Origin of the sequence: Bacillus sp. UNC322MFChir4.1 (assembly GCF_000746135.1) — a bacterium.
In the GTDB taxonomy this organism is placed as follows: domain Bacteria; phylum Bacillota; class Bacilli; order Bacillales; family Bacillaceae_G; genus Bacillus_A.
In genome coordinates this window covers 66,439-81,696 of sequence record NZ_JQKQ01000001.1, presented here as the reverse complement: position 1 = coordinate 81,696, position 15,258 = coordinate 66,439, and the positions used below count along the sequence as shown (strand labels likewise).

The 15,258-nt window shown below is 37.7% G+C and carries 14 protein-coding genes; all 14 read left to right on the top strand.

Features of this window, described 5'->3' with window-relative positions; translation table 11 throughout:
- Positions 1-16 precede the first annotated feature (16 nt).
- Complete coding sequence (gene sucD / locus BR72_RS00350; RefSeq protein ID WP_035428991.1) at positions 17-919, top strand: succinate--CoA ligase subunit alpha; 903 nt, start codon at positions 17-19, stop codon at positions 917-919.
- Between the two features lie 89 nt (positions 920-1,008).
- Complete coding sequence (gene dprA, locus BR72_RS00345) at positions 1,009-1,896, top strand: DNA-processing protein DprA (RefSeq protein WP_035428989.1); 888 nt, start codon at positions 1,009-1,011, stop codon at positions 1,894-1,896.
- 643 nt (positions 1,897-2,539) lie between these two features.
- A complete protein-coding gene (topA, locus tag BR72_RS00340) occupies positions 2,540-4,618 on the top strand; it encodes a type I DNA topoisomerase (protein ID WP_035428988.1) in 2,079 nt (692 codons plus the stop codon).
- Between the two features lie 51 nt (positions 4,619-4,669).
- Entirely contained in the window at positions 4,670-5,974 is a 1,305-nt protein-coding gene (gene trmFO / locus BR72_RS00335; RefSeq protein ID WP_035428987.1) for an FADH(2)-oxidizing methylenetetrahydrofolate--tRNA-(uracil(54)-C(5))-methyltransferase TrmFO, read from the top strand.
- Between the two features lie 65 nt (positions 5,975-6,039).
- Complete coding sequence (xerC, locus tag BR72_RS00330; RefSeq protein WP_035428986.1) at positions 6,040-6,945, top strand: tyrosine recombinase XerC; 906 nt, start codon at positions 6,040-6,042, stop codon at positions 6,943-6,945.
- Positions 6,946-7,141: 196 nt separating this feature from the next.
- Positions 7,142-7,684 (top strand): ATP-dependent protease subunit HslV, encoded by a 543-nt coding sequence (hslV, locus tag BR72_RS00325; protein ID WP_035428985.1) that lies wholly within the window; start codon positions 7,142-7,144, stop codon positions 7,682-7,684.
- A 22-nt stretch (positions 7,685-7,706) separates the two neighbouring features.
- Positions 7,707-9,104 carry an HslU--HslV peptidase ATPase subunit gene (hslU, locus tag BR72_RS00320; protein ID WP_035428984.1) on the top strand — a complete coding sequence of 466 codons (1,398 nt, stop codon included), beginning with the start codon at positions 7,707-7,709 and terminating at the stop codon, positions 9,102-9,104.
- 76 nt (positions 9,105-9,180) lie between these two features.
- A complete protein-coding gene (gene codY / locus BR72_RS00315) occupies positions 9,181-9,960 on the top strand; it encodes a GTP-sensing pleiotropic transcriptional regulator CodY (RefSeq protein WP_020059163.1) in 780 nt (259 codons plus the stop codon).
- A 613-nt stretch (positions 9,961-10,573) separates the two neighbouring features.
- Positions 10,574-11,275, top strand: a complete 702-nt coding sequence (gene rpsB, locus BR72_RS00310) for a 30S ribosomal protein S2 (protein WP_035428981.1) — start codon at positions 10,574-10,576, stop codon at positions 11,273-11,275.
- Between the two features lie 80 nt (positions 11,276-11,355).
- The gene (gene tsf, locus BR72_RS00305; protein WP_035428979.1) at positions 11,356-12,243 is read left to right on the top strand and encodes a translation elongation factor Ts; all 888 of its coding nucleotides are present in this window, start codon (positions 11,356-11,358) and stop codon (positions 12,241-12,243) included.
- A gap of 65 nt (positions 12,244-12,308) precedes the next feature.
- Complete coding sequence (gene pyrH, locus BR72_RS00300) at positions 12,309-13,031, top strand: UMP kinase (protein WP_035428978.1); 723 nt, start codon at positions 12,309-12,311, stop codon at positions 13,029-13,031.
- A gap of 1 nt (position 13,032) precedes the next feature.
- Positions 13,033-13,590, top strand: coding sequence for a ribosome recycling factor (frr, locus tag BR72_RS00295; RefSeq protein WP_035428976.1), 558 nt, complete (start codon positions 13,033-13,035; stop codon positions 13,588-13,590).
- Positions 13,591-13,675: 85 nt separating this feature from the next.
- Complete coding sequence (locus BR72_RS00290; protein ID WP_035428975.1) at positions 13,676-14,452, top strand: isoprenyl transferase; 777 nt, start codon at positions 13,676-13,678, stop codon at positions 14,450-14,452.
- Positions 14,453-14,469: 17 nt separating this feature from the next.
- Entirely contained in the window at positions 14,470-15,258 is a 789-nt protein-coding gene (locus BR72_RS00285; RefSeq protein WP_035428974.1) for a phosphatidate cytidylyltransferase, read from the top strand.

Genomic DNA, 15,258 nt, shown 5'->3' with positions numbered 1-15,258 from the left:
AAGCGGGGGAGAAGAAATGAGCGTATTAGTTAATAAAGATACAAAAGTTATTGTACAAGGTATTACAGGTTCTCAAGGTTTATTCCATACAAAACAAATGATTGAATACGGTACGAAAATTGTCGGTGGTGTAACGCCTGGTAAAGGTGGTACTGAAATCGAAGGTGTACCGGTATTTAATACTGTAGAAGACGCTGTAAAAGCGACAGGTGCAAACGCTTCTGTTGTATACGTTCCACCTGCTTTTGCTGCAGATGCAATTATGGAAGCTGTTGATGCGGAACTTGATTTAGTAGTATGTATCACAGAAGGTATTCCTGTATTAGATATGGTAAGTGTTAAAAAATATATGGATGGCAAAAAGACACGTCTTCTTGGACCAAACTGCCCAGGTGTTATTACGCCAGAAGAATGTAAGATTGGTATTATGCCAGGATACATTCATAAAAAAGGTCATGTTGGTATCGTATCTCGTTCAGGTACGTTAACTTATGAAGCTGTACATCAATTAACACAAGAAGGAATCGGCCAATCAACTGCAGTTGGTATCGGCGGAGATCCTGTTAATGGTACAAACTTCATCGATGCTTTAAAAGCATTCAATGAAGACGAAGAGACACATGCGGTTATTATGATTGGTGAAATCGGTGGAACTGCAGAAGAAGAAGCTGCTGAATGGGTAAAAGCGAACATGACAAAACCTGTTGTCGGCTTTATTGGTGGCCAAACAGCACCTCCAGGAAAACGTATGGGTCATGCTGGTGCGATTATTTCTGGTGGTAAAGGTACAGCTGCTGAAAAGATTAAAACAATGGAAGCATGCGGTATTAAAGTTGCTGAAACACCAGCTGTTATGGGTGAAACTTTAATTTCTGTGTTAAAAGAAAAAGGCTTATTTGAAACTTGTAAAAATTATTAATCATTAAGAAAGACACCTTCTGTAAAAGAGGGTGTCTTTTATCCCTTTCGTAGTTAACATAATCTTAATTATGGGTAAGGAGAATGAATATGAAACGTGAAAGATTATTACATCTTCACTACTTCTTGGCAGATCAGTGGAAAGTACTAAGGCGCTTATTAGCTATTGATCCTCAGTTATCGAATATTTATTCCTTTCAAGCTCCTCAAATTGAAAAATACCTTGGGTTATCGATACAAAAAGCCTCTGCACTTGTTTCTTATCTTCAAAAAACATCACCTTCTTTTTACATTCAACAATTACAAAATGAACACGTTTTTTACATGACGATATGGGATGATGATTATCCGAGTTTGTTACGCGAAATCCCTGACCCGCCATATGTTTTATATGGAAAGGGGAAGAAAGAATTATTGCAATGGTCAAAAAAAATAGCTGTTGTTGGAACGCGAAATCCGTCTTTATACGGAAAAGGTAGCATACAATCTATTTTACAACCGCTTATAAACAATGACTGGCTCATTGTGAGTGGTTTTGCAAATGGTATTGATACAATTGCTCATGAAATTGCAGTAGAACATCCTTTTATGACAATTGCGGTGTTAGGACATGGTCTAAACTTTATGTATCCAAAGAAGAATCAAGGTTTTTATGAAAAATGGAAAGACCAAATATTACTCGTAACGGAGTATCCCCCGTATTATGCGCCGCAAAAATGGTATTTTCCAAGACGAAACCGCATTATAAGTGGACTTTGTCAAGGTGTTCTCGTAGTAGAGGCGAAAGAGCGAAGTGGTTCTCTTATAACAGCAGATTGCGCTTTAGAGCAAAATAGAGAGGTGTTTGCTATGCCGGGACCAAATTATATTGTGAATGCGGTTGGAACAAATCAGCTCATTCAACAAGGAGCAAAATTAGTTCAATGTGCCGAAGATGTGATAGAAGAACTTTCAAATTATAAAATGAACCCATTTTAATCTGCTTTACAGAAAAAAGGAGTATGCACTCGTCCAACAAAAAAGAAAGAGGTTGTTCAATCGGTTTCTCAACTAATATTTCTAAAGTTATCTATATATCCATGCACGCAAAACAAAAACATAATGGGCTCTCGCATACTACCATGTGTTAAAAGCGCGGTACGCGGCAAAAAAAGCCTTGATCGCTACTATACATGGTCAGATGCTCTTGTATTCGTAAAAAAATAAAGAGGATGTTCAATCAATTTCTCAACTAATATTTCTAAAGTTATCCATATGTCCATGCACGCAAAACAAAACATAATGGGCTCTCGCATACTACCATGTGTTGAAAATGCGGCACGTGGCAGAAAAAGGCCCTGACCGCTACTATGCCCGGCCAGATTCTCTCGCCCACCTAAAAAAGCTCTTAAGTCATTATTAAATTTATCTTTATACAGTATATTTCATGTTTTTTATTAAACAATTATTGACAAATAGTAGATACTCACTGTATGTTATATTCATTGTTGATTGACAAAAATGAGAGAAATCAATAATATTAGTCAATAATCCTTCCCAAAAGGTTATAGAAACTTTTCGGAAGGAAATTTTGTGTGAATAAAGATGAAGACTTGAATCCACCTCTTAAGGAGGCACTAGCATGTCAGATTACCTTGTAATCGTGGAGTCGCCTTCTAAGGCGAAAACGATTGAAAAATATTTAGGGAAAAAATACAAAGTAGTCGCGTCTATGGGCCATGTTCGCGATTTACCTAAAAGCCAAACGGGGATAGATGTGAAAAATAATTTTACCCCGAAATACATTACCATTCGTGGTAAAGGGCCTGTTTTAAAAGATTTGAAGACAGCGGCAAAAAAAGCAAAAAAAGTTTATCTCGCAGCCGATCCGGATCGCGAAGGAGAAGCGATTGCTTGGCACTTAGCTAATACGTTGAACGTAGATATAGAATCAGATTGCCGCGTTGTGTTCAATGAAATTACAAAAGATGCTATTAAAGAATCTTTTAAATATCCACGTGCGATTAATATGGATTTAGTGGATGCTCAGCAAGCAAGACGTGTGCTTGATAGGCTTGTTGGTTATAATATTAGTCCTTTACTATGGAAGAAAGTGAAAAAAGGGTTAAGTGCAGGCCGTGTGCAGTCTGTTGCAGTTCGTTTAATCATAGAACGAGAAAAAGAAATTCAAGCGTTTTTACCTGAAGAGTTCTGGACAATTAAAACTGAATTTGTAAAAGGGAAAGAGACGTTTGAAGCAGCCTTTTATGGAATAAACGGGGAAAAAGTAGAATTAACAAATGAACAACAAGTAAATGAAGTCATTGAAAAAATGCAAGAAAATGCATTTTCAGTTGAAAATGTAACGAAGAAAGAACGTAAGCGTAATCCGGCACTACCGTTTACGACATCTTCACTGCAACAAGAAGCTGCAAGAAAGTTAAATATGCGAGCAAAGAAAACGATGATGCTTGCGCAGCAACTTTATGAAGGTATTGATATTGGGAAGCAAGGAACAGTCGGATTAATTACTTATATGAGAACAGATTCAACGAGAATTTCAGAAACGGCGCAGCAAGAAGCACGTTCTTATATTGAAGAAGCGTTTGGTGCAGACTACATAGGAACGCAAAAAAAGAAGGAATCGAAAAAAGCAAACGCACAAGATGCGCATGAAGCGATTCGTCCATCATCTGTTTTGCGTAAGCCAGACGAACTAAAAAGTTATTTGAGCCGTGACCAACATCGTTTATACAAACTGATTTGGGAGCGATTTGTTGCAAGTCAAATGGAATCTGCTATTATGGATACCGTTACAGCTACACTGATAAACAATTCTGTGCAATTTCGTGCGCATGGTTCTGTTGTAAAGTTCCCGGGATTTATGAAGGTGTACGTGGAATCAAAAGATGACGGAGCAGAAGAGAAGGATAAAATGTTGCCGCATCTAGAAATTGGAGAAACAGTCTTTTCTAAAGATGTCGAACCGAAACAACACTTTACACAGCCGCCACCGCGTTATACAGAGGCACGTTTAGTAAAAACGTTAGAGGAACTTGGAATTGGTAGACCATCTACATATGTACCAACGCTAGAGACAATTCAAAAACGTGGGTATGTAGGGTTAGACAATAAGCGATTTGTTCCGACTGAACTTGGCGAAATTGTAACCGAACTTATTTTAGAGTTTTTCCCTGAAATTATTAACATTGAGTTTACAGCTAATATGGAGCGAAATCTTGATGAAGTAGAAGAGGGGAACGCAAATTGGGTACAAATTGTCGATGATTTCTACAAAGAGTTTGAGCCGCGTTTAGAAAAAGCGGAGAAAGAAATGCGCGAAGTAGAAATTAAAGATGAACCTGCTGGGGAAGACTGTGAATTGTGTGGTCACCCAATGGTCTTCAAAATGGGTAAATTCGGAAAGTTCATGGCTTGTTCTAATTTCCCAGATTGCCGAAATACAAAACCGATTGTAAAAGAAATCGGTGTTACATGTCCAAAATGTAATGAAGGACAAATTATTGAACGACGAAGCAACAAAAAGAAACGTCTTTTTTACGGCTGTGGTACATATCCAGAGTGTGACTTTGTTTCTTGGGATAAACCAATTGGTCGAAAATGTCCAAAGTGCGAAGGGATGCTTGTTGAGAAGAAGTTGAAAAAAGGCGTTCAAGTACAGTGTATTTCTTGTGATTATGAAGAAGAACAACAAATGTGAGCCTACGAGCTCACATTTTTTTCGGGAAATGCAAAAAGAAAGGTGAGATACATGACAACACAAGTAGTAAACGTAATTGGTGCAGGACTTGCAGGAAGTGAAGCAGCTTATCAAATCGCAAAACGCGGTGTTCAAGTAAGGTTATACGAAATGCGACCAGTAAAACAAACACCAGCTCATCACACAGATAAATTTGCTGAGCTTGTATGCAGTAACTCGCTTCGTGCAAATACATTAACAAACGCGGTGGGCGTAATTAAAGAAGAGATGCGCCGTATGGATTCTGTTATTATTCGCGCAGCAGACGAATGTTCTGTGCCAGCAGGCGGTGCGTTAGCTGTTGACCGTCATGAATTTGCGGCTAAGGTAACGGAATATGTGAAAAATCATCCGAACGTGACAGTAGTGAATGAAGAAATTACAGAAATTCCTGAAGGACCTACAGTAATTGCAACGGGCCCTCTTACGTCAGCAAGTCTAGCGGTACAACTGAAAGAGCTAACAGGCGAGGATTATTTTTATTTCTATGATGCAGCGGCGCCAATTGTAGAAAAAGATAGCATTGATATGGAGAAAGTATATTTAAAATCCCGTTATGACAAAGGGGAAGCAGCATATTTAAACTGTCCTATGACAGAAGAAGAATTTAATCGTTTTTATGATGCGTTAATTGCTGCAGAAACAGTGCCATTAAAAGAGTTTGAGAAGGAAATTTTCTTTGAAGGCTGTATGCCGGTAGAAGTCATGGCAAGCCGTGGTAGACAAACGTTAGTATTCGGACCGATGAAACCAGTTGGATTAGAAGATCCAAAAACAGGGGAAACACCGTATGCAGTTGTTCAATTGCGTCAAGATGATGCAGCAGGAACGTTATACAATATTGTTGGTTTCCAAACACACTTAAAATGGGGACCGCAAAAAGAAGTGTTACAATTAATTCCTGGATTAGAAAATGCGGAAATCGTACGTTATGGTGTGATGCATCGTAATACGTTTATTAATTCACCGAAATTACTTCGTCCAACGTACCAATATAAAAATCGCGACGATTTATTCTTTGCAGGACAAATGACTGGGGTAGAGGGATATGTAGAATCAGCTGCTTCGGGCTTATTAGCAGGTGTAAATGCAGCGCGACTTGTGAAAGGTGAAGAACCAGTTGTTTTACCAGCAGTAACAGCAATGGGAAGTATGGCAAATTACATTACATCGACGAATGCGAAAAACTTCCAACCGATGAACGCGAATTTCGGACTATTTGCACCGTTAGAAAAGAAAATTAAAAAGAAGCAAGAACGTAATGAAGCGTATGCAAATCGCGCATTAGAAACAATTCAAAATTTTGTAAATATTTAGTCAAATTTCTTGCAAAGGCTACTAAATTGTGATACGATTTAGTAGCCTTTATTGAGGTGAAGAGTATGAATGAAGATGTGAATAAAATGTTACAATTATTCGTCGGATATTTACAAATTGAAAGAAATTATTCAAAATATACAATTGCAAGTTATCAAAATGATGTAGAACATTTTATACAATTTATGAATCGAGAAGGTATTTTGACTTTTGAGGATGTTACGTATACTGATGTTCGTTTATATTTAACAACTTTGCATAATGAAAAGTTAGCAAGGAAGTCTGTAGCGCGAAAAATCTCGAGTTTGCGAAGTTTGTATCGCTTTTTGATGCGTGAAGGATATCGGGAAGATAATCCATTTGCACTTGCTGCACTCCCTAAAAAAGAATGGTCAATACCAAAATTTTTGTACGCTGAAGAGTTAGAAAAACTATTTGAAGTTTCGGATACTTCAAAACCGCTAGGTCAACGAGATCAAGCGTTATTAGAACTTATGTACGCGACGGGTATTCGTGTAAGCGAATTCGTGAATATTCAGCTTGCGGATATTGACTTTTCAACAGGTACGATTTTGGTGACGGGAAAAGGAAAGAAACAACGCTATGTTCCTTTCGGTAGTTATGCACAAGATGCTTTACTAACTTACATAGAAAATGGGAGAAAACAATTGGAGAAAAAATCGCAAGAACACTCTCAAATGTTGTTTTTGAATGCGAAAGGCACACCGCTAACGAATCGAGGTGTTCGATATATTTTAAATGAACTAATAAAAAGAACATCCCTTACAATGCATATAAGTCCCCATACGTTAAGGCATACGTTTGCAACCCATATGTTAAATGAAGGGGCAGATTTAAGGGCTATACAAGAATTATTAGGACATGAAAATTTATCGGCAACACAAATTTATACGCATGTCTCAAAAGAAAGATTGCGATCGGTTTACATGATGCACCATCCTCGTGCATAAATTGCTTTTAAAAGTTATAAAGTGAAACTACTATTGGTGGAGGAGATTCTTCCTTTTTCACTAATAGCTAGGTGTACCAATTGAGCTCTTACGGGTAGTTAACTCCTAGGTACCTTGTTTGATTTATCAGAATTTTTAGGTTGGAGTCTAAGTGCCTGTTAGCAGCAGGATAAAAACAAATAAAGGAGTTTTTTCTATGGGAAACTTCCATGCTACAACGATATTTGCGGTTCACCATAATGGAGAATGTGCAATGGCCGGTGATGGGCAAGTTACACTTGGAAATGCTGTTGTTATGAAGCATACAGCTCGTAAAGTTCGAAAGTTATTCCATGGCAAAGTGTTAGCAGGTTTTGCAGGTTCTGTAGCTGATGCTTTTACATTATTTGAGATGTTTGAAGGAAAGCTTGAGGAATACAATGGTAATTTACAGCGAGCTGCGGTAGAAATGGCAAAGCAGTGGCGGGGAGATAAGATGCTTCGCCAACTAGAGGCAATGTTAATCGTTATGGATAAAAATACGATGTTGCTTGTTTCAGGAACGGGTGAAGTGATTGAACCAGATGATGGCATTTTAGCAATTGGTTCTGGTGGGCATTACGCACTTGCAGCAGGGCGCGCTTTAAAACAACATGCAGGTTCCCATTTCACAGCAAGAGAAATTGCGAAGGCAAGTTTAGAAATCGCTAGCAATATTTGTGTATATACAAACGAAAATATTATTGTGGAAGAACTGTAGAACTGTAAGGGAGGCATTTTATATGCATTTACATTTTACTCCGCGACAAATTGTAGAAAAATTAGATCAATATATTATTGGTCAAAAAGATGCGAAAAAAGCAGTTGCAGTGGCACTTAGAAATCGTTATCGCCGCAGTAAATTAGAAGAAGGACTTCGCGATGAAATTGCACCGAAAAACATTTTAATGATTGGACCTACAGGGGTCGGAAAAACAGAGGTGGCGCGTCGTATTGCAAAGCTTGTGGGGGCTCCTTTTATTAAAGTAGAGGCAACTAAATTTACAGAAGTAGGCTATGTTGGTCGTGATGTTGAATCGATGGTTCGTGATCTTGTAGAAACTTCTGTTCGAATTGTAAAAGAAGAAAAAATGATTCATGTGAAAGATAAAGCGGAAGAGCAAGCTAATCAACGAATTGTTGAAATTTTAGTGCCGCATAAACAAAAAGAATCAGGATTTAAAAATCCGCTAGAAATGTTATTTGGCGGGTATCAAAATCAAAACACTGCTCCAACTTCAGAAAAGCAAGATGAGAGAGAAGTGGAGCAAAAACGAAATGAAGTAGAGAAACAGCTTGCTGCTGGTTTACTTGAAGATGAAATGATTACAATTGAAGTGACAGAACAGCAATCATCTATGTTTGATATGCTCCAAGGTACAGGGATGGAACAGATGGGCATGAATTTTCAAGATGCACTTGGAAGCTTTATGCCGAAAAAAACGAAAAAACGTAAACTTTCTGTAAAAGAAGCGAGAAAAGTCTTGACAAATGAAGAAGCACAGCGCTTAATTGATATGGATGAAGTTACACAAGAAGCCGTTTATCGTGCTGAACAGCTTGGGATTATTTTTATTGATGAGATTGACAAAATTGCTGGTAAACAATCGAATAGCGTTGATGTATCGCGTGAAGGTGTGCAGCGAGACATCTTACCGATTGTGGAAGGATCGACTGTTGTGACAAAATATGGACCGATAAGAACGGATTATGTTTTGTTCATTGCAGCGGGTGCTTTTCATATGTCAAAGCCGTCAGATTTAATTCCAGAACTGCAAGGAAGATTCCCAATCCGCGTAGAGTTGACAAAATTGTCAGCGGACGATTTTGTGAAAATTCTTGTAGAACCAGATAATGCTTTAGTAAAACAATATATAGCATTATTGGAAACTGAAGGTATAGAAATTGAATTTTCTGACGAAGCTATTCGTAAGATTGCCGAGATTGCTTATCAAGTCAATCAAGACACAGATAATATTGGAGCAAGAAGGCTCCATACCATTATGGAAAAACTTCTTGAAGATTTATCATTTGAAGCATCTGAAATTACGTTAGAAAAGGTAACGATAACACCTCAGTATGTAGAGGAAAAATTAGAGACGATTGCTAAAAATAAAGATGTGAGCCAGTTTATTTTGTAATAGTATCATCAGGTGACTCGCCTTAGCTTCCAAGTGATTAAAACTATGTGAATAATGTGTAGGAGGAAATTTAGAAATGGAATTATTAGCAAAAACGAGAAAGTTAAATGCGTTATTACAAAGCGCAGCAGGAAAACCAGTAAACTTTAGAGAAATGGCTGACACGATGTGTGAAGTGATTGAAGCGAACGTGTTTATTGTAAGTCGTCGTGGAAAATTATTAGGATATGCAATTCACCAACAAATCGAAAACGAGCGCATGAAGCAAATGCTTGCTGAGCGTCAGTTCCCAGAAGAATATACAAAGAACTTATTTAATGTAACTGAAACATCTCCAAACTTAGAAGTAAACAGTGAGTATACAGCGTTCCCTGTAGAAAACAGAGAGTTATTTGGTCAAGGTTTAACAACTATCGTACCAATCGTTGGTGGTGGTGAGCGTTTAGGTACATTAGTATTAGCGCGACTTGGTCAAGAATTTTTAGACGATGATTTAATTCTTGCTGAATATAGTTCTACTGTAGTAGGTATGGAAATTCTACGTGAAAAAGCGGAAGAAATTGAAGAAGAAGCACGTAGTAAAGCAGTTGTACAAATGGCGATTAGCTCATTATCATACAGTGAACTTGAAGCAATTGAACATATTTTCGAAGAGTTAAATGGAACAGAAGGTTTACTTGTTGCAAGTAAAATTGCTGATCGTGTAGGTATTACACGTTCTGTAATTGTAAACGCACTTCGTAAGTTAGAAAGTGCTGGTGTAATTGAATCTCGTTCTTTAGGTATGAAAGGAACATACATCAAAGTACTAAATGACAAGTTTTTACATGAACTTGCGAAACTAAAAACAAACTAATTTTTATAAATGAAGAACTCTTCTGGATGTTGCAGAAGGGTTCTTTTTGTTATTAACAGAAAAGAAGAATTTGCTATTGCAAGTTTCACTGTATTATTAAGACAGCTTAAAAATAATGGAAATTGGTAATACTGTATATAAGTTCAAAAAACATAAAACCCCTTTCTTTTTAGGAGAGGACGAGAGCATTTTATCGTGTATAGAAGCGGTCGAGGCTATTCCCTGCCCATGCGAGATTTAAAACAAAGGGAGCAAGGAGAGTACAGGATATAATGTATCCCGCATAGCAACGACTTATAAAGAGAAGCGAAGCCTACTGTTTAGACATGATGGCCTAGGAGGCAGAGCTAGACAAAGATGTCGGAAAATTAAAACGGATTTATAGATAAAGAGTGCGTATATCATTCAGCAATAAAATAGGAAAATGAAAAAGAAAGTTTGACAATGTGTGTATTTTCGACTTGATTGTGATATTTTGTTGTGATATAGTTGTCAGTGGTGTCAGTACAAAGTACACACGTTCATTGATTTAAGTGTTGGTGCTACGCTTGTAGTTTCGCTTAAAGATGAAGTGAACGGAGGATATCAAAAACCATTTAGGAGGAACAAAATTATGTCAGTAATTTCTATGAAGCAATTGCTTGAAGCTGGTGTTCACTTCGGACATCAAACTCGTCGTTGGAACCCAAAAATGAAACGTTACATTTTCACAGAGCGTAACGGTATCTACATCATCGACTTACAAAAAACTGTGAAAAAAGTTGAAGAAGCATTCAACGTAATGAGAGACATCGCTGCTAACGGCGGTAACGTATTATTCGTAGGTACAAAAAAACAAGCACAAGATGCTATTAAAGAAGAAGCAACTCGCGCTGGTATGTACTTCGTTAACCAACGTTGGTTAGGTGGTACGTTAACAAACTTCCAAACAATTCAAAAGCGTATTAAACGCCTTAAAGACATCGAAAGAATGCAAGAAGATGGCACTTTCGAAGTACTTCCTAAGAAAGAAGTTGTACAACTTAAGAAAGAATTAGAGCGTCTTGAAAAATTCTTAGGCGGCATTAAAGATATGAAAGGTCTTCCAGATGCATTATTCATAGTAGACCCTCGTAAAGAGCGTATCGCTGTTGCTGAAGCACGCAAATTAAACATTCCAATCATCGGTATTGTTGATACAAACTGTGATCCAGATGAAATCGATCATGTAATCCCAGCAAACGATGATGCTATTCGTGCTGTAAAACTTCTTACATCTAAAATGGCAGACGCAATCCTTGAAGCAAAACAAGGTGAAGAAACTGTTACTGCGTAACAAATTTAGAAAGGTGATAAGGGGTTAGGCCTTTTATCACCTTTTTTAAGGTATATACATATTTTAGGAGGATGAAAAGCATGGCAATTACTGCACAAATGGTAAAAGAACTTCGCGAAAAAACTGGCGCAGGTATGATGGACTGCAAAAAAGCGTTAACTGAAACTAACGGTGACATGGAGAAAGCAATTGACTTCCTACGTGAGAAAGGTATTGCGAAAGCTGCGAAAAAAGCAGACCGCATTGCTGCTGAAGGTTTAACTTACATCGAAGCAAACGGTAACGACGCTGTAATCTTAGAATTAAACTCTGAAACTGATTTCGTTGCGAAAAACGAAGGTTTCCAAGCATTAATTAAAGAATTAGCTGCTCACTTATTAGCTAACAAACCTGCTAACGTTGAAGAAGCTATGGCTCAAACAATTTCAAACGGCAAAACAGTAGAAGAGCACATCAACGAAGCAATCGCTAAAATTGGTGAAAAACTTACACTTCGTCGTTTCGAAATCGTATCAAAAACTGATGCAGATGCATTCGGTGCTTACCTACACATGGGTGGACGCATTGGTGTATTAGCAGTTCTTGAAGGTTCTACAGATGAAGCAGCTGCTAAAGATGTAGCAATGCACATCGCAGCAGTTAACCCTAAATACATCGACCGCGATGCTGTAACAGCTGAAGAAGTTGAGCATGAACGTCAAGTATTAACACAACAAGCTTTAAACGAAGGCAAGCCAGAAAAAATCGTTGCGAAAATGGTTGAAGGTCGCCTTGGCAAATTCTTCGAAGAGATTTGCTTACTTGACCAAGCATTCGTTAAAAACCCTGATATGAAAGTTCGTCAGTTCGTTGAGTCTAAAGGCGGAACATTAAAAGGATTCGTTCGCTACGCTGTTGGTGAAGGAATTGAAAAACGCGAAGACAACTTTGCTGAAGAAGTAATGAACCAAGTAAAAGGTAACAACTAATAAAGATTGGGGAACACATTGTGTTCCCTTTTTTAAAATAAAGATGCAAGTACTGGAGGTTCATTATGAGTAAGCCAAAATATGATCGTGTTGTATTAAAGCTAAGCGGAGAAGCTTTAGCTGGAGATAAAGGGTTTGGAATTAACCCATCTGTTATTAAATCTGTTGCACAGCAAGTAAAAGAAATTGCTGAGCTTGATGTAGAAGTTGCAGTCGTTGTTGGTGGCGGTAACATTTGGCGTGGAAAAATCGGAAGTGAGATGGGAATGGACCGTGCAACAGCCGACTATATGGGCATGTTAGCAACTGTAATGAATTCTTTAGCTCTTCAAGATAGCTTGGAGAATTTAGGAGTCCAAACACGTGTGCAAACTTCTATTGAAATGCGCCAAGTAGCAGAGCCTTACATTCGTCGTAAAGCAAATCGTCACTTAGAGAAGAAGCGTGTTGTAATTTTTGCAGCAGGTACGGGTAACCCTTACTTCTCTACTGATACAACAGCGGCATTACGCGCAGCTGAGATTGAGGCTGATGTTATTTTAATGGCAAAAAATAATGTAGATGGCGTATATAGTGCAGATCCAACTGTTGATGAAACAGCGACAAAATATGAGACACTTACATATTTAGATGTCTTAAAAGAAGGTTTAGGTGTAATGGATTCTACAGCTTCTTCTTTATGTATGGACAATGATATTCCACTAATTGTATTCTCAATTATGGAAGAAGGAAATATTAAGCGTGCCGTTCTCGGCGAAAATATTGGAACAATTGTAAGGGGGAAATAAAATGGCACAACAAGTAATGAATAATGCAAAAGAAAAAATGGAAAAAGCAGTTGCGGCATATTCTCGTGAACTTTCAACAGTTCGTGCAGGTCGTGCGAGTGCTGCTGTATTAGATAAAGTACAAGTAGATTACTACGGTGCACCAACACCAGTTGTACAATTAGCAAATATCACAGTGCCAGAAGCACGTTTGCTAGTTATTCAACCGTATGATAAGACATCTATCGGTGATATTGAGAAGGCGATTTTAAAAGCTGATTTAGGTTTGAACCCTTCAAATGATGGTACTGTTATTCGTATCGCATTTCCAGCGTTAACAGAAGAACGTCGTCGTGAACTTGTTAAAGTTGTAAAGAAATATTCTGAAGATGCAAAAGTAGCTGTTCGTAACGTTCGTCGCGATGCAAATGATGATTTAAAGAAACTTGAGAAAAACGGCGATATTACAGAAGATGACTTAAGAGGATATACAGAAGATATCCAAAAAGAAACAGATAAGTATATCGTAAAAGTTGACGAAGTTACAAAAAACAAAGAAAAAGAAATTATGGAAGTGTAATCGCGAAACTTTCGCAAATATGACCCTCTTCTTAAGGGGGTCTTTTTACACTTTTAGGCATATGTCTGCTCGTTGGAGGGTTTGAATGATGTTTAGAAAACTTCCCTTTTTTAAAGGCAATAAGATTGCGTCGTTTGATCATCTCGTAGAAGAGGCAAAAAAAGGAGAAATCCCAGCACATATTGCAATCATTATGGATGGTAATGGAAGATGGGCGAAAAGAAGAGCGATGCCACGTATTGCAGGGCATCATGAAGGCATGCAAGTCGTAAAGAAAATTACGAAGTTTGCCAGTAAGCTCGGTGTCAAAGTGTTGACTCTTTATGCCTTCTCTACAGAGAACTGGAAAAGACCAAAAGTAGAAGTAGATTATTTAATGAAACTTCCTGAAGAGTTTCTAGGTACATTTTTACCAGAGCTTGTTGAAGAAAATGTACAAGTACGTGTGATAGGACAAAAAGATCGCCTTCCAACTCATACGCGAAGAGCAATGGATAAGGCAATTGAAGATACAAAAGAAAACACGGGGTTAATTTTAAATTTTGCGTTAAACTATGGAAGTCGTGATGAAATTGTATCTGCTGTGCAAAATATGGTGAAGGATAGTAAGGAAGGGAAACTTTGTTCTGAAGATATAACAGAAGAAATGATTTCTTCATATTTAATGACGAGAACATTGCCTGATCCTGATTTACTAATCCGAACAAGCGGTGAGCTTCGAATAAGTAATTTCATGTTATGGCAAATTGCTTATACAGAGTTTTGTTTTACCGATGTATTGTGGCCGGATTTTACAGAAGAACATTTATTACAGTCGATCACTGACTTCCAAAATAGAGGTCGCAGATTTGGAGGCGTGTAGAAAGAGAGGGTTTGGTAGTGAAACAGAGAATAATTACTGGAGTGATTGCTGCCGCGCTATTCATCCCCATCGTATTTTACGGTGGCGTGCCTTTTACAATTTTAGTGTATGCATTAGCTTCTGTTGGATTATATGAATTAATTAGAATGAATAAACTAACGATTATTTCTGTACCAACAATTTTAGCAGCGATATTGTTATGGATTAGTTTAGTTCCAAGTAATGCATTGGACGTATTTGAAACAATAGGTTTATCAAAAGGAGAAATTACATTTGTAATTGTCTTATTACTTTTATCATATACGGTCCTCTCTAAGAATACATTTACTTTTGACAATGCTGCATTTTTATTAATGGCCACAACGTATGTTGCAATGGGTTTCCTTTATTTAAATGAAACGCGTATTGCAGGAATCCAGTACGTATTTTATGCGTTATTTGTAATTTGGGCAACGGATTCTGGCGCTTATTTTATTGGAAAAGCTATCGGAAAACGAAAGCTTTGGCCGGAGATTAGTCCAAATAAAACAATAGAGGGTTCTATCGGCGGTATTTTATGTGGAATTGTTGTTGCGCTTGTGTATAATGTATTTTTACCGGTTCATTCCAATATCGGTGTTCTTATTGCAGTTACAATTGCAATAGCGGTATTTGGCCAAATTGGAGACCTAGTAGAGTCAGCATTTAAACGTCATTACGGTGTGAAAGATTCAGGTACGATTTTGCCAGGACATGGTGGTATTCTAGATCGTACTGATAGTTGGCTATTTGTGTTACCGCTATTACATTTCTTACATTTCATTTAA